Below are 25,210 nucleotides of genomic sequence, written 5' to 3' on the forward strand. Positions count from 1 at the left end.
ACTCCCTTGACTGCCTGCTTCACGTACATGTCCTTCCACCGGCGACACTGGACAACCATCAACTGCAGGCGGGGCTACGGCGGCGTGGACGACTGTGAGTTGAGTCGCGAATGTGTGGTCGTCCCCCGAACGTTGCCAAGGGTGGTACGGAACCCATTCACGCGTGGTGCTCCAGCGCCGTCCGAGGGGCCTGTGTTTCCCCGATTGCGGAGTGGACGCTACCTCAGATTGACCCGGACGTAAGTTCGATACAGCAAACTCGTATCAAGCGAAAACCCCGTGACCCGAGTGTCATGGCCCAGCACGGCTATCGAGACAGTCTCATCAGTTGGCGATTCTGCCTGTCGCGGCACCTCGATCACGGGTCTTGCGCGTCCGACAGGTACCTCGGAATATGTTGGGCGACAGGAGTTTACGTGTGGGATCGGGCTTCCTGCCCGTGTCGGGTGCGGCGTCCGGCCCAGGGCGGCACCGCAGCGGGCGGACCGCACCGCTTCCCCCGGCCCGCCGAGAGTCCGCTGATCGACGGGTTTGCCTGGTGCCGACAGGTTCTTACCGGGGAGTCAGTTTGACGCCCCCTCGGTCCGATCTCTTTTCAGACAACTGTTCAGCTTGATCATCCTTTTTCTGGTTGGCGCCGTTCGGTCTGCAAAGGTGTGCTGTGGGCGGTGGTACGTACCACAAATTATTTTTAGCCGGCTATCTCGCAGCAACGTACCGAGCGCGACAGATGCGGCATCGCGCGTGGCTTAATTACAAATTTGTAATTTGGTGACACCCGCCTTTATTACTCAAAAGTCAGGTCCAGCTGATCGCCGTTTGAAGTGGGTTCATGCTGAAACTTACGGATGCGTAGCTTATTGATTCAGCAATATTGACGTCTGACTCTACCAATGTAGAGTTTGCTATAAAGAATGGATAACAGCAATATAAACGCCGTTTGCCAAAATCGCGTTTATTAACTTTGTCGAAGTTTTGCTGCCCGAGTGGTTCGCGGACGCAATATGCTGCGTTCAGCCGATCACGGCTAACCACTTGCGTTGCATCTATTCGGGGAGTTCCTATGCGCACTACTTTTCGCAAGGCCGGAGTTGCCTGCGGCACCCTCGTTGCCTCCGCGGCGTTGGCTGTCACCACTGCCACCGGTGCTTGGGGCAGCAACTCGGCACTCGTCGTCGGAGGGCTGGCGACGCCCACCATGCACGATCTGGTGATGGCCCAGGTTCTTGGTGATCAACTACACGGCCAGCAGCGGGTGAGCATTAACTGGCCAGCGGAGGCAGCGCCGTATACGGGAAGCAGAGACCTGACGCTCGGGGCCTCGATCGCCGTGGGAATCACGAACCTCAACGCCGAGATCGACGCCGCGCTCGGTCGCTTGTCCGCGCCGGGCGAGAAGGTGACCGTGGTCGGACTGTCCGCCGGCTCGCTTGTGGTCACCGAGGTCCTGCGCCTGATGGCCGCCGACGCCAATGCCCCCGACCCGGACGACATCACCTTCATCGTGGTGGCTGACTCGAGCCGGCAGAAGCTGATCGACAAAGCGAAGTACAACTCGAGGTACGACTACACCTATCAGCCGGCGCCCGAGACGGAGTACGACGTCATCGTCGTCACCGGTGAGTACGACGGTATGGCCGACTTCCCGGATCGCTGGTGGAATTTCACGGCGGTCCTGAACGCGATCGCCGGATCGATCTTCGTCCACGTGCCGGTGATGTTCACCGACCTGGACGACGTACCCGCGGAGAACATCACGGTCGACGTGAACTCTGTGGGCGGGACCACCACGCATTACCTGGTGCCCGCCAAGACGCTGCCGCTGGTGCAACTGATGCCGTGGCTGAAGTCCAAAGAGGCCGAGTTGAAGGCGAAGGTCGACGCGGGCTACGCCCGCAACGACGTCGTCAACACCGCTGCGATGCGGACGACGGCCGTGCCTGAGGTCGTCGAAGAGACTGCCACCGAAGCGGACGTCGTCGAAGAGGTCGCACAGCCGGTCGAGGAGACCCCCGACGCCACTCTGCTCAAGCGCGATGACGACGAGGCAGCTGACGCCGCGGCGGAGGACGCTGCAGCCGAAGAGGCCGCAGCTGAGGACGCCGCAGCCGAAGAGGCCGCTGCCGAGGAAGCCGCTGCCGAGGAGGCCGCTGCCGAGGAGGCCGCTGCCGAGGAGGCCGCAGCTGAGGAGGCCGCTGCTGAGGAGGCCGCTGCTGAGGAGGCCGCAGCCGAGGAAGCCGCTGATGACGATGACGCCGAGTCCGCAGCGTCGGAGGATTCGCCGGCGACCGATTCGGAGTAGTCTTCGCGACGATCTGATCCAGGGAGCCCCGGTGCCTCGCACCGGGGCCTCCTGGTGTCCAGGGGTCTGGGCGCCGACGAGCGGTGCCACTGCAGTCGTCCTAAGATCCAAGCGGTGTTGACCGATTTTGCTGTGAGGTAGCGTTGATCCCCATGGATGTGCCGCAATTCGACGTGATCGTCGTGGGCGCCGGTTTCGGCGGAATGGGTGCTGCGATCCAGCTCAAGAAGATGGGGTACCACAACATCCTGATCCTCGATCGCGAGAGCGATCTCGGCGGGACGTGGCACGTCAACCACTATCCAGGGCTGGCGGTCGACATCCCCTCGCCCACGTACTCGTACTGGTTCGAACCCAACCCCAACTGGTCGCGGTTGTACGCGCCCGGATCAGAGCTCAAGGCCTACGCCGACCATGTCGCCGACAAGTACGACGTTCGCCGGCACATGCGGTTCGACAGCCCGGTCGACGGCGCCCGCTGGGACGACGACAGCAAGCTGTGGCAGGTCGCGCTCTCCAGCGGCGAGAAGCTGACCGCACGATTCCTGATCACCGCCACCGGTTACCTGTCCCAGCCGCGTAAGCCCGACATTCCCGGCATCGAGGACTTCGCCGGCCGGATCGTCCACAGCATGGACTGGGACGACAGCTATTCACCGGACGGCGAGCGCATCGGGCTCATCGGAACGGGCGCGACAGCGGTACAGCTCATACCTCAGTTGACGAAGACGGCGGCGGACCTCACGGTGTACCAGCGCACGCCCATCCATGTCGTACCCAAGCTCGACTTCCCGATCCCGGTGTTCCTGCGCCGGCTGTTCGCCCGGATTCCGTTGATGCACCGCGCGTTCCGGTGGAGCACCGACGTGAACCTCGAGGCGATGATGATCCTGTCGGTGTTGAACTTCAAGTACTTCCGCCAACTCAACGTCGGTGCGTCCTATTTGTCGCAGGCCCTTCGGTTCGTCTCGATTCGAGACAAGAAGCTGCGGGCGCAGTTGACGCCGGACTACGACTTCGGGTGCAAGCGGCCCACCTACTCGAACTCGTACTACCGGACGCTCGCCAAGCCCAACGTGCACCTGCAGAGTTCGGGGATCGAACGGATCGAGGCGGATGGGATCGTCGCATGCGACGGCACCAAGGCCGAGATCGACACCCTGGTCCTGTGTACTGGATTCGACCTCTGGGAAGCGAACATCCCGGCGATCGAGATCATCGGCCGAGATGCTCGGAACCTCGGAAAATGGTGGCGGGACAATGGCTTCCAGGCATACCAGGGTGTGACGATCCCCGCCTTCCCGAACTTCCTGAGCCTCGCCGGACCGTACGCGTCCAGCGGTCTGTCGTACTTCAACACCATGGAGTACCAGATGCGGCACATGGACCGGTTGTTCGGAGAGGTCCGGCGACGCGACGCCACGACGTTCGAGGTGACCGAGGAAGCCAACACCCGCTTCCGTGACCGGATGTCGAAGATGTTGGGCAAGACGGTGTTCGGCAGCGGCGACTGTGCCCGATCGAGGTCCTACTACTTCAGCCCGAGCGGCGAGACGTTGGTGCGTCCGGCGTCGACCAATCAGACGAACCGCGAAAACGATACGTTCCCGCTCAGCGATTACGCGATCGCCTGAACCTGCAGTTCAGGGTGTGTTTCAACCGGCGCGCCGCCAAGGTGTGTCAGCATGGAGAGATGCTGAAGAGGCGAATTCTCGCGACGTTGGGTGTGGCTGTGTCGATACCGGCCGCCGTGCTGCAGACCACCATCACGATGCCGTCGGCCTCGGCCGCCCCGTGTCCTGACATCGAGGTGATCTTCGCCAGGGGCACCGGCGCGGAACCCGGCCTCGGGTTCGTCGGAGACGCTTTCGTCGATTCGTTGCGGGGCAAGGTCGGTGGCCGGTCGGTGGGTGCCTACGCGGTGAATTATCCTGCGGGCTTCGACTTCGACGAGTCCGCGCCTGCCGGCGCCGCCGACGCCGCCGGACGCGTTCAGTGGATGGTCGACAACTGCCCGGACACCAGGCTGGTACTCGGCGGTATGTCGCAGGGCGCGGGGGTGATCGACTTGATCACCGTCGATCCGAAACCACTCGGCCGCTACACCCCCACCCCGATGCCACCGCACGTGGCCGACCATGTCGCAGCGGTCGCCGTCTTCGGAAATCCGTTGCGCGACATCCGTGGCGGCGGTCCCCTGCCTCAACTCAGCTCGACATACGGCGGCAAGTCGATCGATCTCTGTGGGCTCGACGACCCCTTCTGTTCCAACGGCCTGAACTTCCCGGCGCACTTCGCCTACGTCAAGAACGGCATGGTCGAAGAGGCCGCGAACTTCGTCGCAGGTCGGCTGCAGTAGCGACGACTCCGCTCTATCTGCAGCAAACCCGTGTCGCGGCGCGTCGGTGTCGCTACGGGCGGGCGTTCTCCGGAGGCGGCCAGCTCAAATGTCACAAAATACAGGCGGGTTGTGTCGTAGGGAAATACCGTGCCGAGGGGGCGCCCAGGCGTAGGCTGTCCTCATATCAGCAAACGCCGCGAGGCAGCATGTGGGGGCAGGATGAGGGACGCGCAAAAGGTTGTGGCAAGTCGCAGGAAAGGCGGGAACACCAGAGCAAAGGCTGCGGCTGTTGCTTTGGCGTCGGCCCCGCTGATCGTGTTACCGGCCGCGATGGGCACAGTGGGAGTGGCGACCGCACCCGAAGCGGCGGCCCTCGAGCTGTTGCCCCCGGACCCGGCGCGTGTCCTCACGTTGAGCTTCCTGCCCGACGGCAACAACGACGACCTCGGCGGCGTGGTGTGCGAGTCGCCCCGCACATGTGTGTCGGTGCCCTACCCGTACCTGATCCGCTCCCAAGGTGTGATCGACCTCAACAACAAACTGCTGGACGGCACCACGGGCAAGCAGATTGTGTTCGGGTACAGCCAGGGTGCACGGGTGGCGTCGGACTGGCTGTCCGAATACGCAGGAGAAGAAGGCAATCTGAGCCCTGACGAGGTCAGCTTTGTGCTGATCGGCAACCCGTCGCGCAAGTACGGCGGTGCCCATGTCGGCTGGGGGCAGGTGACGCCCGATACCGACTACAAGGTGCTCGATGTCTCGCGCCAGTACGACATGGCATCCGACTACCCCGACCGGTTCAACCTGCTTGCTATCGCCAACGCGTACGCGGGCTTTGCGTTCATCCACGAGAACTACGAAGAAGTCGACCTCTACGATCCCGCGAATTACGTGTGGACCGAGGGGAATACGACCTATGTCTTCATTCCGACCGAGAACCTGCCGCTACTGCAACCGCTGCGCCTGCTCGGACTCTCGGGTCTTGCCGACGCGTTGAACGGCCCGCTCAAAGCGATGATCGAGAGCGCCTATGACCGCTCCTATCTACCGGCCGAACCGGGTCTGCCCCCCGTCGAACCCGAACCCGAACCTGAGCCTGAGCCCGACCCCGAGCCTGAGCCGCCGGCGGAACCGGACCCGGAGCCCGAGCCGCCGCCGTCCGAGGACGCGCTGTTGGCGTCCCGCAAGATCGTTGATGAGCACCCCGCCGTCACGCCTGTCGCGGCGGACACCGATGTGCAACCGCAGACCGAGCCGGCTTCAGATGAGCTCGACGAGGACGACATCGACGACATCGACGAACTCGACGAGGACGGCGCGACGGGGTCCGGCCAGGAGGATGGCGACGAGGGTGACATCGATCCCGACCTCGATGCCGATGCCGACAGCGAGCAGGACGACGGTGAGAGCGAAGGCGACGATGGGCCGGCGTCCTCGCAGGGCAGTGACACGCAGCAGAAGTCGTCGGCGTCGAGTTCGACGTCGGACGGCGACGATGCGCCGAAACGCAAGGAACGTTCCGATAGCGGCGAGTAAGCAAGCTGGACAAGTGGTTTGGGTGTTCGACAGGATAGTGTCCGGTACCCCCGGCGCACCTGCCCGCGGTCGGTGTGCTTGGCTGAGGCGATGGATGTCAGCGGCCTAGAACCCATAGAACAGACCGCACTGCTCACCGAGTACTGTCGTGCCCTCGACAGCCGGGCGGCGCAGCCGATCCTCGGCGATACCCTGGCCGATGCCACGATCGGCAAGATCGATTACGACTTCACCAGCCTGGCCGCGACGCCCAGCGTCGTGCCGTTGGTTGCGCTGCGGGCCAAGATGCTCGACGAGCGGATTCGGATGTTCGTCGGTGAGAACCCTGATGCGGTGGTCGTCGACCTGGGTGCCGGCTTCAGCAGCGCGGTCTTCCGAGTTGATCCCCCGCCGACCGTGGACTGGTACAGCGTCGACCTGCCCGCCGTCATCGCTCTGCGTGCCGCCCTGGTGCCACGGGGCAGCCGAGAAGAGATGGTGGCTGCGTCGCTGCTCGATCGGGGATGGGCAGCTTCAATCCCTGCCGATCGCCCGGCGTTCGTTTTCGCCGACGGATTGATCGCCTTCCTCGACGAGGCCGAGGTGGTCGACATCCTGCGTGCCGTCACCGGGCACTTCGGCTCGGGGGTGGTTGCGTTCAACGACTACGGGCCGGTCGGCAAGGCGAATCAGCTGATGGGCAGGCTTGCGACCTCTCGTAAAGCCAACTCTCCGCACAGCCAGTGGCGTTTCTCCGGATTCAAGGACGCCCGCCATCCGGAATCCTGGAACATCGGTCTGTCTCTGCTCGAGGAAGCCAGTGTCATGCAGCGTCCGGAGGCATCGCAGTTTCCGTTGGGACTGCGAGTCGCAAGCCGGTTGTCGCGTCGGATCCCGGCTATCGCGCGCAAGGCGAGGATTCTGCAGTACGGGTTCTAGCCGCTGTTCTCGGCGACCGAGACCGACGGGGCCTCAGTCGGCCCTGCGTGCTTGCGGCGGTGTACCACGATGCGCCCGCCGCGGGCCGGCGTCACGGTGACGCCACGGCTGTGCGATTTCTCGGCTGGTTCGCTGGTCGGCTCGAGCCGGAACTCGCGCAGGATGGTGCGCAGGGTGATGTCCATCTCCATCGTGGCGAACGACGCACCGATGCAGCGCATCATGCCGCCGCCGAAAGGAATCCACGCAAACGGATTCGGTGGATTGCCGACGAACCTGTCGGGGTTGAACTTCTCCGGGTCGGAGAAACTCTCGTCGGCCGTCATCGCGAGTTGAGTACTCGCCATGATCGTGTCGCCTTCGGGAATGACCCACTCCCCCAGGCGGATTCGTGTGCGGGCGCGACGCAGCGCGGCCGTCAGGACGGGCCGGGTGCGTTGTGACTCGGCGATTGTCGCCTGAAGCAACTCGGACCCGCCCGCGTCGACCTCTTCGGTCAGGCGCACGAGGAGCTCGGGATGCCTGCGGATACGCTCGACGGTCCACGCCAGCTGGGTCGACGTGGTCTCGTGTCCGGCCACCAGCATCGTCAGCAACTCGTCGACGATGTACGCGTCCGGAATAGGATCGCCGTTGTCGTAGCGGGCCTGCAGCAGCAGCGACAGTACATCGCCGCGATCGGTGAAGTTCGGGTCCGACCTCGCCTCTGCCATCAGCGACCGGCACAACTCGTCCATCCGGTTGCGGTACTGCGCGAACTTGCCGCCGGGACTCCACGTTCCGTAGTCCTTGCGGAAGATCGACGGGGCGAGTGCGATCTTGGAGCCGAACTCCACCGCACGCGGCATCAGCACGCGCATCTCGTCGAGTTCTTCGCCCTTCGCGCCGAAGACGGCCCGCAGGATCGTGTTGAGCGTGATCCGCATCATCGGCTCGAGGGTCTCGAACTCCACGCCCTCCGGCCAGTTGTTGATCTCGCGGACCACCTCCTGCTGGGTGATGCTCTCGTACCCGCGCATGCTCTTGCCGTTGAACGGCGGCAGCAGCAGCTTGCGCCGGGCGAGCAGTTCGTCACCTTCGAGGTTGAAGATCGAGCCCTCCCCGAGGATGTTGCCGCCGAGGTTGTTCTTGGGCCTGCCGACCAGCTCGCGGCTGGTGCTGAACAGGTCTTTCACCAGCACGGGATCGCTGATCACGACTGTCTCCCCGAACACCGGGAGCTGCAGGGTGAACGTGGAACCGTACTTCTTGCCGAGTGCGGCGACCGATTGGGTGCGCGCGGCCAGCACGACAGCGCCCTGGATCAGACTCGGTGCCCGCGGCCCCGGGGGGAGCCGCACAGGATCAGTGGTGGCCGTTGCCATGTCGTCACCCCTTCATGATGGTGCTTGAGTGATTGTCGCGCAGATCGTCGGCCGCGAACAGCGCTGTCCGGGTCAGGCGATCGTGTAATCGGTCAGCGGGAAGCTGTCCTGCTCCTTGACGGCCTTGCGCACGGATGTCGGCCGGAACAGTGGCGCTTCCCCGGAGCTGTTGAACCAGTAGGACCGGGAGGTCGCGCAGTCGCCGAGGCGGAACACCGAATCATCGAGCAGGGTCGTCATCCGATCCAGGAACTGGGCGTTGGCCTGCTCGGTGACTTCGAAGGTGCTGCCACCGGTGCGCTGCAGCTCTCCGATGAGCCGGTTCATGTGGCGCATCTGATATTCCACGGTGTCGAACCAGGACATGCCGACCCAGGCGTACGGACTGGCCTGGGTGATCATGTTGGGGAACATCGGCACCGTGACACCTTCGTATGCCTGGAACTTGTTCTCCCGCCACCACTTTCCGAGGTTGCGACCTTCCCGACCGATGACTTCGATGGCAGGCAGGTTGGACTCCCACACATCGAACCCGGTGGCCAGCACCAGGGTGTCGATGATGCGCTTGGAGCCGTCGGTGGCGACGATGCCGTCCGCCTCGATCCGGGCGATTCCGTCCGCCTCGAGGTGCACGTTCGGCTTGTTCAAGGTGCGGTAGTAAGTGTTCGACAGCGTCGGCCGCTTGCAGCCGAAGTCGTAGTCCGGGGTGAGCTTGCGGCGCAGCTCCTTGTCCCGGATCGCCAAGAAGCGATGCAGGGCGCCGATGCGCGCGGCGCCGCTGTTCACCGGCTTGAACTGCCGGTACTTCCACATCGCCAACGTGACCATGACGTCCATGAAGAGGTCGCTGGACATACGCAGAAGTTGTTGTGTAGCAGGGAATCTCGCGAACAGCCGCTGTGCTGTGCGGCCGAATTTGAGGTCGAACTTGGGCATCACCCAGATCGGCGTCCGCTGATACACGGTGAGCTCGGCGACTTCTTCGGCGAGCTTCGGGATGAGCTGCACGCCGGTGGACCCGGTGCCGATGATCGCCGCCCGCTTGCCCTGCAGCGAATAGTCGTCATCCCATTCCTGCGCGTGCAGAACGGTGCCCGCGAAGTCGTCGATACCCGGGATGTCGGGCTTCTTCGGCTGGCACAGATAGCCCGTCGCGAGAATCAGGAACTGTGAGCGCAGCGTTTCCCCGCCGACCAAGGACACCAGCCACACCTGCGCATCCTCGTCCCAGCGCGCGCCGGCGATCGTGGTGTTGAAGCGCATGAAGCGACGCAGGTCGTACTTGTCGGCGACGTGCTCGGCGTAGGTCTTGAGCTCGCTGCCGGGCGCATACAACCGGGACCAGTTCGGGTTCGGCTCGAACCAGTACGAGTACGTGGTGGACGGGACGTCAACCGTCAGGCCTGGGTAACGGTTGACGTGCCACGTACCACCAAGGTCGTCTTCGCGATCGACGATAGCGATCTTCTGATAGCCCAGGCGGTTGAGCTGTATCGCTGAACCCATCCCACCGAACCCGGCGCCGACGATGACGGCGTCAAACTGCTCCGTACTCACGGGGCGATACTACGGCCCTTCTCAGTCATCGGAGCCGCCGCCGCTGCTGTCGGAGCCCCCGCTGCTGCCGGAGCCCGCATTGCTACCCGCGCTCGACTTCTTGCTGTCGGACGTGTCCGATCCGGACTTGTCGTCAGAGACCTTGGCGGTCCGCTTCGACTCGGAGTCGTCGCCCTTGCGGTGCTTTCCACCGGTGGTCGACTTCTTGCCGGTGTCGCCGGCCTGGGCCCCGGTGTCGCCGGCCTCGTCGCCCTTGTCGCCGGCCTCGTCGCCCTTGTCGCCCTTGTCGGCGGCCTCGTCGCCCTTGTCGGCGGGCGCGTCGTCACCCTTGTCGCCCTTGTCGCCGGCCTCGTCACCCTTGTCGGCGGGGGTCTCCTCAGCGGGAGCTTCCTCTTCGGCAGGAGTCTCTGCGGCGGGGGTCTCCTCGGCGGGAGTTTCCTCTTCGGCAGGAGTTTCTGCGGCGGGGGTCTCCTCGGCGGGAGTTTCCTCTTCGGCAGGTGTTTCTGCGGCGGGGGTCTCCTCGGCGGGAGTTTCCTCTTCGGCAGGGGTCTCGGTCTCGTCGGTGGCCGACTCGTCCTCGTCCTTGGTCATGTCGAACTTGCTGAGCAGGCTCTGGACCGCATCGGCGAAGACGTCCGTCTTCTCCGTGGACTCCTCGTCCTCATCGGTCGACTCGCTGGACGCGAGCATCGCGGTGGCCGGCGAATCCGCCGTTTCAATCGGCGGGCCGGTGTACTCGCCGTCCTCGTTGTACATGTCCCTGAGCTTCGGCGGCACGTAGCTTCCGGCCGGGACCGAGTCGCCGACCTTCCAATCGACCGGCATGAACGGGTCGATCTTGTTGCAGTCCGGGCACAGCAGACCCGCGAACGGTCGCAGAACGTATGCCGACAGCGACATCGACGGGTTCCACAGCGTGCTCTGCGGGACGAACGGGTAGAAGCTCTTGATCGACGCCGTGATCAGTCGAGAGGTGGTATCGAAGATCTCTTTCAGCGTCGGGAACTCGACCTCCTGTGGTGTCGAGACCAGGTAGTCGATGGCCGCGGCCCAACCCTCGTAGGGATCGAGTGAGTAGTTCTGTTCGGACCAGTTGGTCGGCAGGCCGCTGATCGGGTTGCCGTCCTCGTCGAACAACTCCTGGCCCCAGTAGCCCTCGAGGTCGCTGACCGGGTTGATGACCTCAGGGAAGGTGTAGCCCATTTCGCTGTAGAACTCCCAGGCACCCACGGTGAACATCTTTTCGAGGATGCTCTGCGGTTCCGGGCACGGCGGCAGGCCCGAGCAGCCGGCGTCCATCGGCAGGTTCGCGGCCAGCCACAGGAAGGTGTGCTGTCCCGCGACGTTCGAGAACGGCGCGAAGGGCAGCAGCATGTCGACGAAGCCCTTGGTCATCTCCTCGTTCGGCGGATCCCAGCCGAGGACGTTGACCGGCGTGTAGACCCACCAGCTCTTGCTCTCCTCCAGCGCGGCCGAGAAGCGGTTGATCGCATTGATCTCCGCCATCGGGATGCTCAGGACCGCGTTGATCAGGTTCGGAAGGATGTTGTTGAACGACTTGGTCGGGTCCGCGTTTCCGAGGCCCGCACCCGGGGGCAGGTCGCTGCGGTCGTAGGCCGATTCGATCAGATTCTTCAGCGGATCCTGAAGGGCATCGGCGATGCTGCCTGCACCCGTCCACCGCAGGCCCTCCAGCATCGGAAGGTTCTCGGTCGGGTTGAAGACGTACTCGACGCCGTCCTCGGTCCACCGGTAGTTGTTCGGATCGTCGATGTCGACGTCGTCGTACTTCAGGTGGGTGAGGAAGAACGACGAATAGAGATTGCCCAGCGCCCAGCTGTAGCCGGGGCTGAAGATGTTGGTCGGGTAGTCCGCCGCCGAATCCCACTGGCGGGTCACGTCGATGACCTCGAACTCCGGCATCGAGGGGAACGTCTCGCCCCAGATGGTGTTGGATCCGCCGTTCGCACGCCCGGGGTTGCCCAGCAGCACGAACTTCAGCGTGCCCTGTGTTGCCTCGTCGTACTCTTCGCCGTACTTCTCGTACCACTGGCCCGCGACTATGCCGCCGGAACTGTGGGTGTAGATGATCTTGTCGCCCTCGTTGTCGAGGATCGCCTCCTGCAGGGCCTCCACGCCGTATCCGAACTCCCCTGGGAGGCTCCAATAGGGCGCGTAATCGACCTTCACGCAGTTGTTCACCAGACAGAACGGCGTGTTCTCGAGAACCACCGAGTCGCTGGGGCTCAGGGTCAGCACCTTCGCCCTGAGGTCCACGTTCTGCGTCGAGGCCGTCGGCGCCGTTGCCAGGGAGGCCGAGGCCACCGGCAGGACCGAACCCGCAGCTATCACGCTGGCTCCGGCGATCGCGATGCCTGTGGTGACGTACGGCCGCAACGCTGAGCGCATGTGGGCCCCTTTTCTCTTAAGACGTGGTCAACAATCATCGTGGGACAGATCACGACGGAATCACGACGAAGGTACCGAATCACAACGCTGGTGTCCAGCCAATCGCCATTGCTGAGGCATCGATGAGATTCCTGAGGATTGCCGAAGAACGCCGATCCGGCACAGTCTCCCCGAATGGGGTGCGAAGACTCCACCGCAACGTGTTTGCCCACCGTGTGCTGCGGAACAACGCCTTCAACGGCGTCAATATCGACAGGTGTCGAATGGGTGCCAGCAACTTGAACAAGCAACCAATGCTTGTGGAAAGCAACGGTCAGGGCCTTTGCCGGGCAGCCTGAACGCTCTGGAGCGTGGGGCCTCAGAGCCCGTTGGCGACCAACCAGGTGTCGATTCGTTCGGCCACGGCACGCCAACCGGGCTCGAGCATCATGTTGTGGCCCATGCCTGGAAAGAACTCAGCGTCGGTCCGGTAGGCACGCGCTGTGGCGCGTATTTCCTCCGGGGTGACGGCACCGTCGTCCCAGGCTCCGAGGACCAGGAGCTTCGTGGTCACCTTACCCGGACGGGGCTTGTTGTAGATCCCCTCGAGGCCCGACCGGGCACTCTCCTCCTGCAGTCGCCCGGCGTACTCCCTGACCAGGGAGTCCGGGGTGTTCGGTGAGAAGAAGCGCTCCCGGGCGAGTCCGGGCTCCTGCACATAGGGCAGCGATCGGCCCGTCAGTGACATTTTGGTGAAGTGCCACGGATGACGCCTCATCCACCGCAGGCCGGATTTCAGGTAACCCTCCGGAGGCATGGAGTTCATCAGCACACCCGCGGGAGCATGGTGGGTCTCGAGGTGCTTCTGGACGACGAACCCGCCCATCGAATGTCCGATGATCACCGGCGCGGGCGAGATCTGGCCCGCCACCACCGCCAGGTCCTCTTCGTAGTCGGCGAAGGTGCAGTCACGAAGCCGCTTGGTTGTCGGACTGTTCCCGTGTCCGCGCAGGCTCATCGCTGAGGCGCGATACCCGCGGTCGGCGAAGAAGCCGAGGAAATGCTCGTCCCAGCACCAGGCGGCGTGCCAGGCTCCGTGCACGAACAACAGCGGCGTGGGGTGCGAATCGGTGACGCCGCCCCGGTCGATAACCTCGAGCATGTTCTCCTCGGATCCGGTGACCGATCGGTCGGGACGGGGCGGACTTCGCGTCTGATAGTACGGTTCAGGCCATGAGGTCGAGTGCCGGCGCTGCCCGGAATGGCGCGACAACAAACCGATTCCGGTTCGGGCTTCTCGACGGGATCGTCAACACCCGATTCTCGCCCACCGCAGCGACCCGATTCGCCGGCGCGACGGTGGCTGCCAACGGCGGTGACTCGTTGTGGGTTGGCGACCACCTCAATTCGCTCATCCCACGCTCCCTCGCCACCCCGGAGCACTTCGGCGTCGGGACCAAGCTCGTGCCGAAGGTGGACGCGATCCTCGAGCCGTGGACGATGCTGGGCCACCTCGCGGCACGCAACCGACTCAGCCGGCTCCGTCTCGGTGTCTGTGTCACCGATGCCAGCCGGCGCAACCCCGCGGTCACCGCTCAAGCCGCCGCGACGCTGCACCTGCTCACCAAGGGGCGTGCGCTGTTGGGCATCGGAGTCGGCGAGCGTGAGGGCAACGAGCCCTACGGCGTGGAGTGGACCAAGCCGGTGGCGCGATTCGAGGAGGCGGTGGCCACCATCCGGGCGCTGTGGGAATCGGGCGGCGAACTGGTCAACCGTGATTCTCCGTACTTCCCCCTGCACAATGCCGTCTTCGATCTGCCGCCCTACCGCGGAAGTTGGCCGGAGATGTGGGTGGCCGCCCACGGGCCCAGGATGCTCCGGATCACCGGGCAGTACGCCGACGGATGGGTGCCGTTCGTGGTGTCGCGGCCCGCCGACTACGCGCGGGGACTGGAGAGCATCCGTGCCACCGCCTCCAACGCCGGCCGCGACCCCGATGCCATCGTTCCCGCCGTCAACCGGGCCGTTGTGGTCGGTCGCAATCGCGACGACGTGGATGAAGCGCTCGACGGCGTCATCCTGAAGTCCTCGGCGCTGGCGGCACCCGCCGAGACCTGGGCCCGGCATGGAGCCGAACACCCGTTGGGCGCCGATTTCTCGGGCGTGCAGGATCTGGTGCCGCAGACGATCGAATACGAGTCCGCCCTGGCCTACACCAAGGCGGTACCGGCGTCGCTGATGAAGGAGACGTGCTTCCACGGGACGGCCGACGACGTCCTGGGGCAGATCGCCGAGTGGCGCGATCACGGTCTTCGGTATCTGTTGGTCCTCAACGCCAGCCAGCTCAATCCGAGACTCCGTAAGGGAATGGCAGCCAGCCTGCCGCTCACCAAGGTCCTGCGCGGGCTCAAGAAGCTCTGATCGGCACACTTTGCTGCTCGGCGGAATCACGGGCCCTGCCGGCGCGACAGGTTGGTACCGAGGGTTTGCTCTCGTGGTCGAGTGATCCGGCGGTGACATAGCTGCGGGCGACGCCGACCCAGCCGACAAATTTGCCGGGCGCGTCAAATTATGTCGCACATCCGCCTGCGGCCGGGGCATGCGCCCGCCTGTCGAGTCGTTGCCGCTGGTGCGCGGGCGGTTGTCGGAAAGCCGCTCGGCTGCGGTGATCGTCGCTCCGTCGCGGTAACCGAATGTGAATCCGCAGTAATCCGAGGGTTTGCAGACAAGCACCCGGGTTCGGGGTACGGTACGTTTGCTATTGCTCGAAACTCGGGGTTGTTCCGGGGTCGGTTTCGAGCAAGGTTCTTTACCGCGAGGTTCTTTACACCACGACGTTCTTTCACCACGACGTCTTTCACCACGACATCAAGAAGGCCGAACTATGCATGCATCTCTGCGTCCGTACGCCACCGCGGGCGTGGCCCTGGTGGGGGCCGGCGTCATCGCAGTCACCCCGATCGCGCCCCCGCTGCCGTCTGAAGCCCGTGTCGCCAGCCCCGAAGTGACGTTGGCCGCAGCGTCCGTCTTCAACATCCCGGCGAACCTGATCAACGCCTTCCTCAACATGCCGTCCACGCTTATCACGGACATGGAACGGTTCTCGGCGGCGATGGAGCGTAGCGGGAGCTGGAACGAGTCCAGCCCCGGCAACGTGTGGGGATGGGATCCGGAGAATCCCGAGATGCTCAAGGGATTCTTCGGCATGTTCGTGCCATTCGAACCACTTTCTCGTCCCCTCGGTGAGCATCTGAACTGGTGGGCCGCGGCCAACCTGCCCATGCACGAGGGCTGCGCCTACGAGTGCCCGGAGATCGCGGGGATGCTCAACAGCATGTTCCGGGTCCCCCCGTGGGAGTTCTGGGACGAGGACGGTTACACCTTCGGTGAGGTGATCAACCCGGTCGACGGGCAACCCACCGAGTGGTCCGGTCAGACGGTGCAGCTCGATCCGTGGGAGCCGGTCAAGTCCGTCATCGACTACCTGCTGGCCGACCCCGTCGCACCGGTCTTCCCGACGATGTACGAGGTCATCACCGCGGTCGCCAACCTCGCGTCGGCCCTGCAGACCACCGAACACCTACCGAGCTGGATCGCGGTCCGCGAGATCGAGACGTTCTTCAAGTACTTCTTCCCCGCACCGGTCGACGAAACCGAAGAAGAGACCGAAGCCCCTCAGACCGAACTGCTGTCGGTGCCCGACGTCACCGCCCGGACGTTCACCGTGGATGCGTCCCTGCTGAGTGCCGATCTCGACGAAGTGTCCGTCACAGAAGCCGCCGACACCGATGACGCGGCCGACGATGCCGGAGCGCAGGGCGACATCGTGACCGACGACGTACCGACAGACGTTCCGACTGTGGTCGAGAGCGTCATCGAGCCCGTCGCGGTGGACGAGACCTCTGGTGAGGCCGGCGTGGACGCGCTGCCGACGCTCGATGCCGACGAAGATGAATCGGCTGCTCCTGATACCGACGAGGAGCCCGCGGACAGCGAGGCCGAAGAACCCAAGCGGTCCGGCGGAAAGCATCACAAGCGTGACTTCAGCCTGTCCGACGCGGTCAAGTCCGTCCAGGACAAGTTCGACTCCGGCAAGTCCGCCGACGACGACAAGCGGGGCGCCGACACCGATACGGCCGATTCCGGCGGGAGCGACTCGGGCTCCGGCGGCGGCTCGGGCTCCGGCGGCGGCTCGGATTCCGGTGGGGGCGACTCCGACTGACTCCTGTCCGCCTCTGACCCGGGGTTCGGGGCCCGGGTCAGCGGCGGATCAGTCGTCGTGATCGGTGGTCGGTGGCGACTCGTAGCTCTTGGCGAACCATGCCCGGTTGCCGTAGCCGTCCAGATGCACCACTTCGTCGACCGGTCTGCGGGTCGTCGGGCCGTACCGGCCGCGCGGCCAACCCAGGGGTATCACGGCGCACGGCGTGACCGACGTCGGCAGCTTCAGGACCCGCCTCGCCGACGTCAGGTTCCACAGCGGCAACGTGATCAGCGAGGCACCCAGGCCCATGGACCGCGCCGCCAGCAACAGATTCTGCACGCTCGGATAGATCGATCCGAAGAACGCCGACGCCGCCGCATGCGGCATGGGCGCATACGGCACTCGGCCCTCCCTGGCCGTCAGCTTCAAGCACGCCACGATCAGCACGGGAATCTCGGTGAAGTGGTCGACCTGCCACTGGATGGCCCGCACACTCTTGGCCATCTCGTCGTCGTAGGAGGCGATGTCTCGGATCGACGTGCGGTGGAACACCTTCCAGGCCAGCCGGTAGCGGCGGGCAAGTTTCTTCTTGACGCGGGGGTCTTTGACGACGATGAACTCCCAGTTCTGCCCGTTGGCGCCGGTCGGGGCGCGCAGCGCCAACTCCAGGCATTTGAGCACGATCTCGTCGTCGACCGGGTCGGGAAGGACGCGACGAATCGCGCGCTGGGTCATCATCGCCTCGACCAGCGGCATATCCAGCCGTGCAAGGGCTTCCGCGGTCGTCGGGATGGGTTCGGGCATGGTCAGGCCTTCCCTGCGATCCAATCGGCGGTGAACCGCTGCATCTGCGGCACCTCCTTGGCTATCAGATCCGCAACGAAGCGCTCGATCCGCCCGCCCACCAACGGGATCCGGACCTCCAGAGTTCCGCGTACCCGAAGAGATGAGCCGGCCCCGATGGGTTCGAGGATCATGGTGCCCGCACCGGAACTCGGCACTCCGTGGGCGGAGATGGTGAACTCGCCGTGCACCTCGCCGCCGCCGTCGGCGGGCCGCCACGATTCGGCCCGCATGATCTTCGTGTCACCCGGGAGCATCCTGGCGATCCCGCCGGGCAGCATGTCCTGCCGGATGTCCTGGGTGGTGCGCACGACGACGGTGCCGTCGGATCCGGATTCCAGTGCGTTCAGGGTCATCGAGTCGCCGCCGTACGCGGCGAGCCTGGCCAGCCAATAGTCCCGCTGGCCGAAGGCGGCGAACACATCGGCGACGGGCGCCGACGTCTCGGTGGTCACGTCAAACGATCGCGGCACGGCTAGCGGCCCCGCTTGCCGAACACCTTGTCCGCGACGCGGGCGGCGAACCGCCGGGATTCCTCGAGTTGTTCGGCGCTGATGTTCGTGGGCGGCAGTTTGACGCCCAGGGAGCGCTCCTTGTACTCCCCCGATCCCAGATAGCTGGTCAGCGACAGCATCGATGCCAGCTCACTACCGGGATAGGTGAAGTGGATGCCGTCGACGTACCGCCCGCCCTTCTTCTCGGCGAGCTTGCGCACTCCGGAGAGGTTGCCGCGCCACTTGCGGCGGCAGACCACGAACACCGCGAAGCGCTTACCGTCCAGCACGTTCCGCGCCTCGTGGGACTTGAGGAACGATCGCAGCGGCATCGACACCGTGCTCCACCACGTGGGTGATCCGATGCAGATCAGGTCGTAGTCGCCGGTGCGAACCGCATCGGGGGTCCGGATATCGCCGGTGCGCTGGAACGTCTGGGCCGGCAGCATTCCGAGGAACTCGGGCCACACCTTGCGCATCGGGAAGCGGGAGAATCGTTCGGCGTACCGCGGATCGGTGAATTCGATAGGCGCGGTCGTCACGTCGTACCCGCGCTCTGCGAATACCTCCCCGGCAGCCTCGAGGACCTTCTGCGACTGCCCTGTGTAGCTGTAATACAGCAGCAGGACCCGCGGAGGCCTGTCGTCGGCGGCTTCGGTCATGGTGCGAACTCCTCTTCCCTGTCGGATTTGAGATGAACGTCGAATCTGAGATGAACTCTGCCCCGACGTGCCGAGCGGAGGCCTTTGCCCTTAGCCTCACATACGTGGCCAACAAAGTTTCCGTCAATCTCAGCGGTCCGGCGAAGACGATGCTCTCGACCCTCTACCTGAAGGCTCTCGACGCCGACTTCGACCGACCCGTCCTCGGCGACCGGTTCGCCAAGGAAGCGATCGCCAAGCTCGACTTCGATTGGCGCGAGCTCGAGATCACGCCGAAGTGGGCGCCGCTGTTCACCGTACGCACCGCCCAGTACGACATCTGGGTGCGCGAGTTCCTCGCGGCGAACAAGGAGTGCACCGTCGTGCACCTGGGATGCGGGCTGGACTGCCGGGTGTTCCGGATCGATCCCGGCGCCGACGTGCGGTGGTATGACGTCGATTTCCCGCAGGTGATCGCGCTGCGGGAGCAGATCTATCCGACCCGGCCCAACTACCAGCTCATCGCCACGCCCGCGACCGAGCCGAACTGGCTCGATCAGATCCCCGCCGACCGGCCGACGTTGCTGATCGCCGAGGGCATCAGCATGTATCTGACCGAAGACGAGGGCATCGCACTGCTGCGGAAGTTCATCGATCGGTTCGGCGCCGGAGAGCTGCAGATCGACTTCTTCAACTGGCTGGCGATCAAGTCGCAGAAGTCCCAATCCCTGGTCCGCACATCGGGTTCGACTCTGTACTGGGCTGTGAACAGCCCCCAGGAGATCCTCGCCAAGCTTCCTGACATCCGGTTGCTGGCTGCCGCAACGTTTTTCAGTGCCAGCACGTACAGCAGGGCGCCCAAGGGGCTGCAGGCGGCGAAGCGCGCGGTGCGTCTGATCCCACCGCTGAACAAGGCGCTGCAGTACCACCGGTTCGCGTTCGGACCCCGCTGAGCGCCTAACCGACACCGGCGGCGGCATGCTTGTCGGCGATGCTGCGCAACTGGGCTTCGATTGCGGCGACTGACTTCTCGGGTTCGGGGCCGTGTGAGTGGTATTCGATCATCAGCTGTCCGTTGAAGATCTTGCTGGTGTAGATCTCGATTCCGGCGCCCACTGCGAAGTAGAACTCGCCGTGACTGGCGGTGAGTTTCATCTCCGGCGGCGTGCGCATCGGGGGCACGATGCCGTTGTCGGTGAACATCACCACGTCGGGAAGTCCGGGCGGGTTGCCCACGTACTGCGGACTGAAATGCAGGAAGCTCTGCTGGATCACGCCCTCGGCGATGTCCTTCTTGAAGGTGTCGTTGATGTCGCGGGCGAGAGCGACGACGTCACTGCCGTCGGTGATCTCCGCGAGGTAGGTTGCGATGCCGACCGGGTTGGTGGCCTCGGTTGCCGACACCGGCGGTGACAGCAGGTAGCGGAGGTCGACCGGGTAGACGTAGGGCACCGGGATGTTGGGCGTCTTGCGCAGGTTCCACTCGGCCATCAACACCGCGGCCGACAGCAGGCTGTTCAAGCCGAGCTTGTGGGCCCGGCAGAACCCGATGATGTTCTCGGTGTCCTGTTCGGTGAGCGTGCAGAATTCCATCGGGACACGCTGCGGCAGAACGGGGTTGACATCCGAGGGGGCGCGCCGGGACGGGGGCAGGTCGTAGACGAACATCGCCGCCAACAGGCGCTCGAGTCCGGATCGTGTCTTCTTCTCGACGCCCCGGTTGGCCAGGATGACCTCGAGCGGTTCCGGAGCCGAATGGACGGTGACCGGCCGGGAGGAGCCGGTGGTGACCAGATCGGTGTAGGTCGAGAACAACTCCTCGATCAGGCTGAACTGGTGGTGTCCGTCGGCCAGGCTGTGGTGGATGTACAGCGTCGGCTGCGCTTGGCCGTCGCGGATCGTCAGGCGGAAGTGCACCAGCGAGGCGGTCTGGTCGAAGATCAGCGGCGGGGCCTCGGCATCACCGTCGAGTTCCACCACCTCGATGCCGGCGTGCATCAGGTCGTCCAGGACGATCTCCCACTTACCGTCCGGCAACTGCTCGAGATGGCCGCCGAGGACCGGATGGGCCTGAAGCAGCGCGTCGAACGCATCGGAGAGCGCGTCGGCGTCGACAGGACCCTCCACGTGCGCGGCCAGCCCGACGAAGTTGTGCGTCTCGGCGAACATCTCCTCGCTGCGCGCCAGCTTCCGAATACCCGAAGAAGGAAACATGAAGTCAGACTCCCTGAACGTCGATGTGGTCAGCCACGTTTGCTCGCCTTGCGGTAGCCGATGGCCAGCGGCACCGAGCAGACCGCGAAGATGCCCGCCGACCACACGACCGCCCACAGCAGAGGTTCGGCGATCGGGCCGTCGATCGACAGGCCCTGCATCGTCTTGATCGTATAGCTCACCGGTTGGTGCTCCACGAACGGCTGCAACCACTTCGGATACTGGTCGAGCGGCACGAATCCGATGGAGAAGAACATCAGTACCGCGATGATGATGTCGGTCGCCTGGGGCACCAGTGTGCTCGACGAGTAGAGGGCCAGCGTCAGTACGGCGGCCGAGAGCGCGACACAGAACATCGCCGGCATGAACACCCACAGGATGGCCGCCGGTATGCCCTGCTCGAAACGGAAGCCCAGGGCCATCCCCACGCCCATGACCACCAGGGTGATCACCACGATGCGGATCGCGTCGGCCGTCAGCCTGGCGGCCAGGCCCGCTCCGCGGTGTACCGGCACCACCCAGAACCGGGACAGCAGCCCGACCTCGCGTTCGCGCATCACACCGATCGCGCCGATGATGGCGCCGGTCATCCCGCCGACCAATGCCACCAGCGGCACCTGACCGTACAAACCGCTGCGCCCGGTGACCTGCTCGATGCCCTCGCCCAGCACGATGTCGAGTGCCACCAGGAATCCGGCGGGCATCACCAGCGACTGCACCAGCGTGGCGGGGTCTCGACTCCAACGGCGCAGGATCCGTGCGGTGAGAACCCATGTCTGCGGCACCAGTCGGCGGGGTGAGTTCTCCCAGATCCTGGCCATCCGGTGGCGGCCACCGGGCCGATGGGGGGCCTGTGTCGAGGCCGGCGGGGCGGTCACTGGCGCCGCCTCTTGCTCACCACGGCGTGCAGCGTCATCGCCACCACGATCGATCCGACGGCCCAGGCAAGCCCCGGAGCCAGGACCGACCACGTCACCTCGGGTGCGGCGTCGGTGGTGTCCCCGGCCAGTGCTTGCAGTCCGTACACCCATTGGGACAGCGGCTGATTGCGGACGAACCCCTGGATCCAGTCCGGGAACCGCTCGACGGGCTGGAGTCCGACGCACGCCAAGCCCAGTGTCAGCTGGGGCACCAGCATCAGCGGCGCGGTGGCCTCGGGGTTCTGGGTGGCGATCCCGATCAGATCGCCGATGACCGCGAGCGCGGCACCGATGAGCAGGGCCAGCCCCATGAACCCGATGGCGTACAGGATGCCGTTGTGGAAGCGGAAGCCGATGACGTGGCCACAGATCACCGACACCGCCAACGCCACGCAGCAGCGGTACATGCTTGCGGTCATACGCGAGACGAACGGGGTCTGCGTCGCGATCGGCATCGCGCGGAATCGCCGGTTGATGCCCTGCACCGAATCGGTGGCCGACCGGAACGCCGCCGATATCGCGGCGAACCAGACCGCCTGGAGCACGATCAGCGGGGTCAGGTACTGGGCGTAGCTGCTCAGCGGCTGAACCGAGCCCATCAACTCCTTCAGCGGCAGGTAGTAGCCGATGGTGAAGACGATCGAACCGATGATCTGCGTCGGCAGTTCGCCGTTGCGCAGGGTCGGGATGATCATCCGGATCGTCAGCACCCACCACTGCTGAACGGTCGACACGCCCGGCCTGGCGGCGTGCGGGATGGCGGACTGGTCGATCACGCGTACGCGTCCGCGGCCTCGGCCGTGCTGGGGGCTCCGTCGGAATCTGCACCCGTCAGCGCCAGGAAAACCTCGTCGAGCGACGGCCTGCGCAAGGCGATGTCCATCAACTCGATGTCCGCCTCGCCGAGCCGGTGCAGTGCCTCCATCAGCGTCTTGGGGCCATCGGGGGCGGGCATCGAGATGCGGTCCGAGGTCTCGGTGAGCGTGGCCCGGAAGGTGTCCGGCAGCATGTCGCCCAACACCGCGGCCATCGCGGGGATGTCGTGCAGATGACGCGGCACGATCTCGCAGTAGGTACCGCCGGTGCGCTCCTTGAGCTGGTCGGCAGTGCCCTCGGCGATCACGGTGCCCTTGTCGATCACGATGATGCGGTCGCTGAGCAGATCGGCTTCCTCGAGGTACTGCGTCGTGAGCAGCGTCGCGATACCGGCCTCCTTGAAGTCGGTGACCAGTTCCCAGATGGCCTGTCGGCTGCGCGGATCCAGACCGGTGGTCGGTTCGTCGAGGAACACCACCTCGGGGCGGACGACCAAGCCGCACGCGATGTCGATGCGGCGCTTCATCCCGCCGGAGTAGTTGCCCACCGCGCGGTCGCCGGCGTCGACCAGGTCGAACTGCTCGAGCAGCTCCTGTGCCCGCTCTTTGGCGACTTTCTTCTTCAGGCCCTGCAGGCGGCCGAACATCAGCAGGTTCTCGCGACCCGTCAGCAGGTCGTCGAGAGCGACGTGCTGACCGGTCAGCATCAGCGAGCGTCGCACCCCTGCGGGATCGCCGACCACGTCGTGCCCGGCGATCAACGCCCGTCCGCTGTCGGGCGTGATCAGCGTCGACAGGATGTTCACCGTCGTCGTCTTTCCGGCGCCGTTGGGGCCCAGCAGACCGAGTACCTCGCCGCGTTCCACTTCGAAACTGACGTCGCGCAGAGCCGCGACGTCACCGAAGGACTTCTTGATGCCGGCGACGATCACCGCCTTGTCAGAGCTGACCATGCGCTCCTCCTGCCTGATCACGCCCGGTCTCCATCACGACAAGTCGACCAGAGCGAGCTCGTCGTCCGTGGAATCGACGTCCTCCTCGGCCAACGCGTCCCTGACGATGTCCAGGAGCGCAGCCGAGTAATGCCGGGCAAAGGATTCCACATCGGTCGGACCGAGTCGGCGACTGTCGTACCACCAATCCAGGTGCAGCACACCTGCAGTCCGGAACACCCGCAGCTCCAGCGCATGACCGAGGCCGGGCAGGACATCGCGGATCGGCATCGCCGTGTCCGAGTCGAATCGCACCGGCGCCTCGGCGGGCTGATCGACGGGTGCGTCGGGGATGGTCCCGATGTGGGAGAACAGGATGTCGGCGGGACGGGTCGCGCCGAGCACCCGTGCGGTCGGTGCGTACATGTAGCGCAGCAGACCGTAGCCGATTCCATAGTGCGGCACGGCCTTGAGGGTGTCCCGCACCTCGTCGAGCAACTGCCTGGCACTGGTCTGGTCAGCCGAGGCGGCGGCCAGCGCGACCGGATGGATCGTGGTGAACCAGCCCGCGGTGCGCTGCAGATCGACCTCCGGCTTGAGCACCGAGCGGCCGCGACCGCCCAGGTCGACAGCCACGGTGCCCTCGCCGACAGCGGCCGCGACGGTGCGTCCGAGCGCGGCCAACAGGATCTCCTCGACCGGCAGGCGCAGCCGTCGGCGTGCGTCGTCGACCTCCCCCGTGTCGGCGGACGACAGCGTGGTGGACAACCGCACCAGGTCGTCGGACCCCGGCGGTTGCGTAGCCTCCGGTCCGGCCACGCTCAGCGTGGACTTCTTCGCCGTCTCCAACCAGTAGTCACGGCTGTCGAGGACCGCGGGATGGCTGGCCAGACCCGCACAGCGCTGGGACCACTCACGCCAGGACGTGGCGACGGGAGCCAGCACGATCTCCTCGCCCGCCATCCGTTGGTTGAACGCGGTGAAGATGTCGGTGAGCAACACGTCCCGGGACACGTCGTCACCGGCGATACCGTGCACACCGAGCGCCAGGTAGCCCGGCCCGCCGGCGCTGCCCCGCACGAACGTCGCCGTCAGCGGAGAACTCAGCAGCTGATGTTCGCGGATCTGCTCGTCGAGGATCGCTTGGACCCCCTCGCGTTCCTGTGGGCTCCCCGGTTCGACACCGTCGGGCACGGCCCGGGTGACCAGTTCGGTGAACTCCCCCGCCTCGGCGATGTGCTGGTCCCAGGTACCGCCGCGTTCGGTGATGTGCACCCGCAACGCGTCGTGGACGCCGGTGACGGCGGTGAGCACCGCTCGGACGTCCTCTTCTGCGACGTCGGATCGCAGGTGCAGGATCACCGGGGTCCGCCAGCGACCGACGTCGCGCAGTCCGTGCTCCAGGAAGTACGCCACGTTCGGAGGCAACGGCGGATTGGTCGCATCGTCGAGCGACGGCCGGCCCAGTCCGCCCTCGGCGTAGCGGGCGGTCAGCACCTTGGCCAGGGCTGCCACCGTCTGGTTCTCGTAGAGATCCTGCGGGGTCAGGTCGAGTCCTTCGTGGCCCGCGGTCATCGCCACGCTGATCGCGATGAGCGAGTCTCCGCCGAGTTCGAAGAAGTTGGCGGTGCGGTCGATGTCGGACAGGCCCAGGCACTGGGACCAGATGCGCAGCAGCGCCGTCTCGACACCCGACTTGCCGCCGGCGGTCGCCGGAGCGGTCGTGGCGCCGGTGCCTGCC

The 25,210-nt window shown here is 65.1% G+C and carries 20 protein-coding genes; 8 read left to right on the plus strand and 12 right to left on the minus strand.

Annotated features, from left to right (window positions below):
* Positions 1-1,063 precede the first annotated feature (1,063 nt).
* The 5 genes from WA965_RS00820 (at position 1,064) to WA965_RS00840 (ending at position 7,097) form a co-directional block, all read left to right on the plus strand.
* Complete coding sequence (locus WA965_RS00820; protein WP_526446909.1) at positions 1,064-2,302, plus strand: PE-PPE domain-containing protein; 1,239 nt, start codon at positions 1,064-1,066, stop codon at positions 2,300-2,302.
* A 152-nt stretch (positions 2,303-2,454) separates the two neighbouring features.
* Complete coding sequence (locus tag WA965_RS00825; protein WP_526303250.1) at positions 2,455-3,936, plus strand: flavin-containing monooxygenase; 1,482 nt, start codon at positions 2,455-2,457, stop codon at positions 3,934-3,936.
* Positions 3,937-3,995: 59 nt separating this feature from the next.
* Positions 3,996-4,661 carry a cutinase family protein gene (locus tag WA965_RS00830; RefSeq protein WP_526303249.1) on the plus strand — a complete coding sequence of 222 codons (666 nt, stop codon included), beginning with the start codon at positions 3,996-3,998 and terminating at the stop codon, positions 4,659-4,661.
* A 312-nt stretch (positions 4,662-4,973) separates the two neighbouring features.
* Positions 4,974-6,179, plus strand: coding sequence for a PE-PPE domain-containing protein (locus WA965_RS00835; RefSeq protein WP_526303248.1), 1,206 nt, complete (start codon positions 4,974-4,976; stop codon positions 6,177-6,179).
* Between the two features lie 90 nt (positions 6,180-6,269).
* The gene (locus tag WA965_RS00840; RefSeq protein ID WP_526303260.1) at positions 6,270-7,097 is read left to right on the plus strand and encodes a class I SAM-dependent methyltransferase; all 828 of its coding nucleotides are present in this window, start codon (positions 6,270-6,272) and stop codon (positions 7,095-7,097) included.
* Here WA965_RS00840 and WA965_RS00845 read toward each other — a convergent pair.
* From WA965_RS00845 to WA965_RS00860, 4 genes are all read right to left on the minus strand, one after another.
* The gene (locus tag WA965_RS00845) at positions 7,094-8,461 is read right to left on the minus strand and encodes a cytochrome P450 (RefSeq protein ID WP_526303247.1); all 1,368 of its coding nucleotides are present in this window, start codon (positions 8,459-8,461) and stop codon (positions 7,094-7,096) included. The two genes, WA965_RS00840 and WA965_RS00845, sit on opposite strands and share 4 nt — an antisense overlap.
* A gap of 72 nt (positions 8,462-8,533) precedes the next feature.
* A complete protein-coding gene (locus WA965_RS00850; protein ID WP_526303246.1) occupies positions 8,534-10,018 on the minus strand; it encodes a flavin-containing monooxygenase in 1,485 nt (494 codons plus the stop codon).
* 21 nt (positions 10,019-10,039) lie between these two features.
* Positions 10,040-12,427 carry a PE-PPE domain-containing protein gene (locus WA965_RS00855; RefSeq protein WP_526303245.1) on the minus strand — a complete coding sequence of 796 codons (2,388 nt, stop codon included), beginning with the start codon at positions 12,425-12,427 and terminating at the stop codon, positions 10,040-10,042.
* A gap of 358 nt (positions 12,428-12,785) precedes the next feature.
* Entirely contained in the window at positions 12,786-13,568 is a 783-nt protein-coding gene (locus tag WA965_RS00860) for an alpha/beta hydrolase (RefSeq protein WP_526303244.1), read from the minus strand.
* Between the two features lie 71 nt (positions 13,569-13,639).
* Between WA965_RS00860 and WA965_RS00865 the strand changes: the two genes are divergently transcribed.
* Complete coding sequence (locus WA965_RS00865; protein WP_526303243.1) at positions 13,640-14,827, plus strand: LLM class flavin-dependent oxidoreductase; 1,188 nt, start codon at positions 13,640-13,642, stop codon at positions 14,825-14,827.
* 463 nt (positions 14,828-15,290) lie between these two features.
* Positions 15,291-16,628, plus strand: coding sequence for a hypothetical protein (locus tag WA965_RS00870; RefSeq protein ID WP_526303242.1), 1,338 nt, complete (start codon positions 15,291-15,293; stop codon positions 16,626-16,628).
* Positions 16,629-16,676: 48 nt separating this feature from the next.
* On the opposite strand, the gene WA965_RS00875 is transcribed toward WA965_RS00870, so the two are convergent.
* From WA965_RS00875 to WA965_RS00885, 3 genes are read right to left on the minus strand one after another with little or no spacing between them, the layout of a single operon-like run.
* On the minus strand, positions 16,677-17,414 hold the full coding sequence (locus WA965_RS00875) for a nitroreductase family protein (RefSeq protein WP_526303241.1): 738 nt from the start codon (positions 17,412-17,414) through the stop codon (positions 16,677-16,679).
* 2 nt (positions 17,415-17,416) lie between these two features.
* Positions 17,417-17,908 carry a DUF2505 family protein gene (locus tag WA965_RS00880; protein ID WP_526303240.1) on the minus strand — a complete coding sequence of 164 codons (492 nt, stop codon included), beginning with the start codon at positions 17,906-17,908 and terminating at the stop codon, positions 17,417-17,419.
* A gap of 20 nt (positions 17,909-17,928) precedes the next feature.
* Positions 17,929-18,609 (minus strand): flavodoxin family protein, encoded by a 681-nt coding sequence (locus WA965_RS00885; RefSeq protein WP_526303239.1) that lies wholly within the window; start codon positions 18,607-18,609, stop codon positions 17,929-17,931.
* A 104-nt stretch (positions 18,610-18,713) separates the two neighbouring features.
* Here WA965_RS00885 and WA965_RS00890 point away from each other — a divergent pair, with 104 nt between their 5' ends.
* Positions 18,714-19,541: a class I SAM-dependent methyltransferase gene (locus tag WA965_RS00890; protein ID WP_526303238.1), complete on the plus strand. Its 828-nt coding sequence runs from the start codon at positions 18,714-18,716 to the stop codon at positions 19,539-19,541.
* 4 nt (positions 19,542-19,545) lie between these two features.
* On the opposite strand, the gene WA965_RS00895 is transcribed toward WA965_RS00890, so the two are convergent.
* From WA965_RS00895 to WA965_RS00915, 5 genes are all read right to left on the minus strand, one after another.
* The gene (locus tag WA965_RS00895; protein ID WP_526303237.1) at positions 19,546-20,802 is read right to left on the minus strand and encodes a phthiocerol/phthiodiolone dimycocerosyl transferase; all 1,257 of its coding nucleotides are present in this window, start codon (positions 20,800-20,802) and stop codon (positions 19,546-19,548) included.
* A 29-nt stretch (positions 20,803-20,831) separates the two neighbouring features.
* Complete coding sequence (locus WA965_RS00900) at positions 20,832-21,623, minus strand: ABC transporter permease (RefSeq protein ID WP_526303259.1); 792 nt, start codon at positions 21,621-21,623, stop codon at positions 20,832-20,834.
* A gap of 53 nt (positions 21,624-21,676) precedes the next feature.
* Entirely contained in the window at positions 21,677-22,498 is an 822-nt protein-coding gene (locus WA965_RS00905) for an ABC transporter permease (RefSeq protein ID WP_526303236.1), read from the minus strand.
* Positions 22,495-23,490 (minus strand): efflux ABC transporter ATPase subunit, DrrA-related, encoded by a 996-nt coding sequence (locus WA965_RS00910; protein ID WP_178357295.1) that lies wholly within the window; start codon positions 23,488-23,490, stop codon positions 22,495-22,497. The genes WA965_RS00905 and WA965_RS00910 overlap by 4 nt, the downstream gene beginning before the upstream one ends.
* 33 nt (positions 23,491-23,523) lie before the next feature.
* A partial coding sequence (locus WA965_RS00915) for a condensation domain-containing protein (protein ID WP_526446911.1) occupies positions 23,524-25,210 on the minus strand: 1,687 nt, incomplete at its 5' end.

The sequence above is a fragment of the Mycobacterium sp. genome (assembly GCF_049683935.1).
In the GTDB taxonomy this organism is placed as follows: Bacteria; Actinomycetota; Actinomycetes; order Mycobacteriales; family Mycobacteriaceae; genus Mycobacterium.

What these genes read in the sequence shown, in the direction of transcription:
- WA965_RS00825 (WP_526303250.1), top strand. Translation starts at nt 2,455, where the DNA reads ATGGATGTGCCGCAATTCGACGTGATCGTCGTGGGCGCCGGTTTCGGC.
- WA965_RS00910 (WP_178357295.1), bottom strand. Translation starts at nt 23,490, where the DNA reads ATGGTCAGCTCTGACAAGGCGGTGATCGTCGCCGGCATCAAGAAGTCC.
- WA965_RS00900 (WP_526303259.1), bottom strand. Translation starts at nt 21,623, where the DNA reads ATGGCCAGGATCTGGGAGAACTCACCCCGCCGACTGGTGCCGCAGACA.
- WA965_RS00835 (WP_526303248.1), top strand. Translation starts at nt 4,974, where the DNA reads ATGGGCACAGTGGGAGTGGCGACCGCACCCGAAGCGGCGGCCCTCGAG.
- WA965_RS00865 (WP_526303243.1), top strand. Translation starts at nt 13,640, where the DNA reads ATGAGGTCGAGTGCCGGCGCTGCCCGGAATGGCGCGACAACAAACCGA.
- WA965_RS00885 (WP_526303239.1), bottom strand. Translation starts at nt 18,609, where the DNA reads ATGACCGAAGCCGCCGACGACAGGCCTCCGCGGGTCCTGCTGCTGTAT.
- WA965_RS00855 (WP_526303245.1), bottom strand. Translation starts at nt 12,427, where the DNA reads ATGCGCTCAGCGTTGCGGCCGTACGTCACCACAGGCATCGCGATCGCC.
- WA965_RS00875 (WP_526303241.1), bottom strand. Translation starts at nt 17,414, where the DNA reads ATGCCCGAACCCATCCCGACGACCGCGGAAGCCCTTGCACGGCTGGAT.
- WA965_RS00845 (WP_526303247.1), bottom strand. Translation starts at nt 8,461, where the DNA reads ATGGCAACGGCCACCACTGATCCTGTGCGGCTCCCCCCGGGGCCGCGG.
- WA965_RS00840 (WP_526303260.1), top strand. Translation starts at nt 6,270, where the DNA reads ATGGATGTCAGCGGCCTAGAACCCATAGAACAGACCGCACTGCTCACC.
- WA965_RS00895 (WP_526303237.1), bottom strand. Translation starts at nt 20,802, where the DNA reads ATGTTTCCTTCTTCGGGTATTCGGAAGCTGGCGCGCAGCGAGGAGATG.
- WA965_RS00860 (WP_526303244.1), bottom strand. Translation starts at nt 13,568, where the DNA reads ATGCTCGAGGTTATCGACCGGGGCGGCGTCACCGATTCGCACCCCACG.
- WA965_RS00830 (WP_526303249.1), top strand. Translation starts at nt 3,996, where the DNA reads ATGCTGAAGAGGCGAATTCTCGCGACGTTGGGTGTGGCTGTGTCGATA.
- WA965_RS00820 (WP_526446909.1), top strand. Translation starts at nt 1,064, where the DNA reads ATGCGCACTACTTTTCGCAAGGCCGGAGTTGCCTGCGGCACCCTCGTT.
- WA965_RS00870 (WP_526303242.1), top strand. Translation starts at nt 15,291, where the DNA reads ATGCATGCATCTCTGCGTCCGTACGCCACCGCGGGCGTGGCCCTGGTG.